Source organism: Inquilinus sp., from assembly GCF_057815775.1.
This window is the reverse complement of sequence record NZ_JBYRFX010000756.1, coordinates 1-2008: the sequence shown is the minus strand read 5'-3', so window position 1 is coordinate 2008 and position 2008 is coordinate 1. Positions and strand designations below refer to the sequence as shown.

Annotated in this window: 2 protein-coding genes and 1 pseudogene; 2 read left to right on the top strand and 1 reads right to left on the bottom strand. The window is 71.2% G+C overall.

Annotated elements, in window-relative coordinates; translation table 11 throughout:
- Nucleotides 1-896: fumarylacetoacetase (fahA, locus tag AC3XYG_RS26560; RefSeq protein WP_489142883.1), on the top strand; the 896-nt coding region annotated here is incomplete at its 5' end.
- Nucleotides 897-912: 16 nt separating this feature from the next.
- Complete coding sequence (locus AC3XYG_RS26555; protein ID WP_489142882.1) at nt 913-1686, top strand: cyclase family protein; 774 nt, start codon at nt 913-915, stop codon at nt 1684-1686.
- Here the strand turns inward: AC3XYG_RS26555 and AC3XYG_RS26550 are convergent.
- Nucleotides 1613-2008 (bottom strand): annotated as a pseudogene (locus AC3XYG_RS26550) (hypothetical protein); the annotation flags it as partial. The gene AC3XYG_RS26555 and the pseudogene AC3XYG_RS26550 sit on opposite strands and share 74 nt — an antisense overlap.

Sequence of the window (2008 nt, the reverse complement as noted above, 5' to 3'; positions counted from 1 at the left end):
CCGGCATCCATCACGCCCGCGCCGCCGGTGCGCTGCTGGCGCCGGACAACCCGCTGCCGTCCAACTACAAATGGGTGCCGATCGCCTATCACGGCCGCGCCTCCTCTGTCCGCGCCAGCGGCGGGGAGGTGCGGCGGCCGCAGGGCCAGCGCGCGCCGCGCAGCGGCGGTGACGGGCGGCCGAGCTTCGGCCCGTCGCAGCTGCTGGATCTCGAGCTGGAGATGGGCTTCTACATCGGCCCCGGCAACGAGCTCGGCGACCCGATCCCGGTGGCCGAGGCGGGCGAGCGGATCGTCGGCTTCTGCCTGCTGAACGACTGGTCGGCGCGCGACATCCAGCGCTGGGAGATGTTCCCGCTCGGGCCGTTCCTCGGCAAGAGCTTCAGCACGACAGTCTCGCCCTGGGTGGTCACTTCGGATGCGCTGCTGCCGTTCCGCACGCCGGCCATGGTGCGGCCGGAGGGCGACCCGGCGCCGCTCGACTATCTGCTGGATGACGCGGACCAGGCGACTGGCGGGCTGGATGTCGAGCTGACGGTGTGGCTGACCACCGCCCGGATGCGGGCGGAGGGGCAGGGGCCGACCGTCATCATCACCTCCAATGCGCAATACCTGTACTGGACGCCGGCGCAGATGGTGGCGCATCACAGCTCCGGCGGCTGCAACCTGCTGCCGGGGGACCTGCTGGGCACCGGCACCATCTCCGGCCCGACCCGGGCGCAGCTCAGCAGCCTCCTGGAGCTGACCATGGGCGGGCGCGAGCCGGTGACGCTGCCCAACGGCGAACAGCGCGGCTTCCTGGTCGATGGCGACCAGATCACCTTCACCGCCCGGTGCCGGCGCGACGGCTTCGCGCCGATCGGCTTCGGCGCCTGCACCGGCACCATCATCCCCTGACCCCGAGACCGGATTCATGGCCAAGCTCATCGACATCTCGATCCCGCTGGAAAACGACGTTCCGGCCGACCCGCCGCAGCAGAAGGTGTCGATTACCTATCGCGCCCATGCCGAGACGGCGAAGGACATCGCCTCGATCTTCCCGGGCCTGACGCCGGAGCAGCTGCCCGAGGGGATGGGCTGGGCGGTCGAGACCGTCACCATCTCGACCCACAACGGCACTCATCTCGACGCGCCCTGGCACTATCACCCGACGATGGATGGCGGCAAACGCGCCATCACCATCGACGAGGTGCCGCTGGAGTGGTGTTTCCAGCCCGGCATCAAGCTGGATTTCCGCCATCTGCCGGACGGCCACATCGTCACCCCGGCCGAGATCGATGCCGAGCTGGACCGGATCGGCCACACGCTCAAGCCGCTCGAGATCGTGCTGGTCAACACCCGGGCCGGGTCGCGCTACGGCGAGGCCGACTACATCCACACCGGCTGCGGCATGGGCCGCGACGCCACGCTGCACATGCTGAACCAGGGCATCCGCCTGGTCGGCACCGATGGCTGGAGCTGGGATGCGCCGTTCAGCCACACGGCGAAGCGCTTCATCGAGACCGGCGATGCCAGCCTGATCTGGGAAGGCCACAAGGCCGGCCGCGACATCGGCTATTGCCACCTGGAGAAGCTGCACAATCTGGAGGCGCTGCCGTCCAAGGGCTTCACCGTCAGCTGCTTCCCGGTGAAGATCCGCGCCGCCTCGGCCGGCTGGACCCGGGCGGTGGCGATCCTGCCGGATTAGGGTCGGTTCGCGGGGGCGGCGGCCGCGACGCCGCCCCGCGGAAGGCGGCGCTGACCGCCCGCAGCACCTCGCGTGACCGGGCGTCGGTCGGCCGGGCATGCAGCACGATGGCGGAGGGCGGCAGGGCCGGCAGGCCGACTGCGCCGCCGACATCGATCGCCCCGACCGGGGCGACGCGATAGGCCAGGGCGGCCACGCCCAGCCCGGCGCTGACCGCTGCCGCCACCGCCATCACGCCGCCGCCGACGAACACCTCGGTCCAGGGCTGGCCGGCCTCGTCCAGCACCTTGACCGCGATGCTGCGCACGCCGCAGGGCGCGGC

Bases quoted from the DNA above. Each gene is read 5' to 3' on its own strand.
- AC3XYG_RS26555 (WP_489142882.1), top strand. From the start codon at position 913: ATGGCCAAGCTCATCGACATCTCGATCCCGCTGGAAAACGACGTTCCG.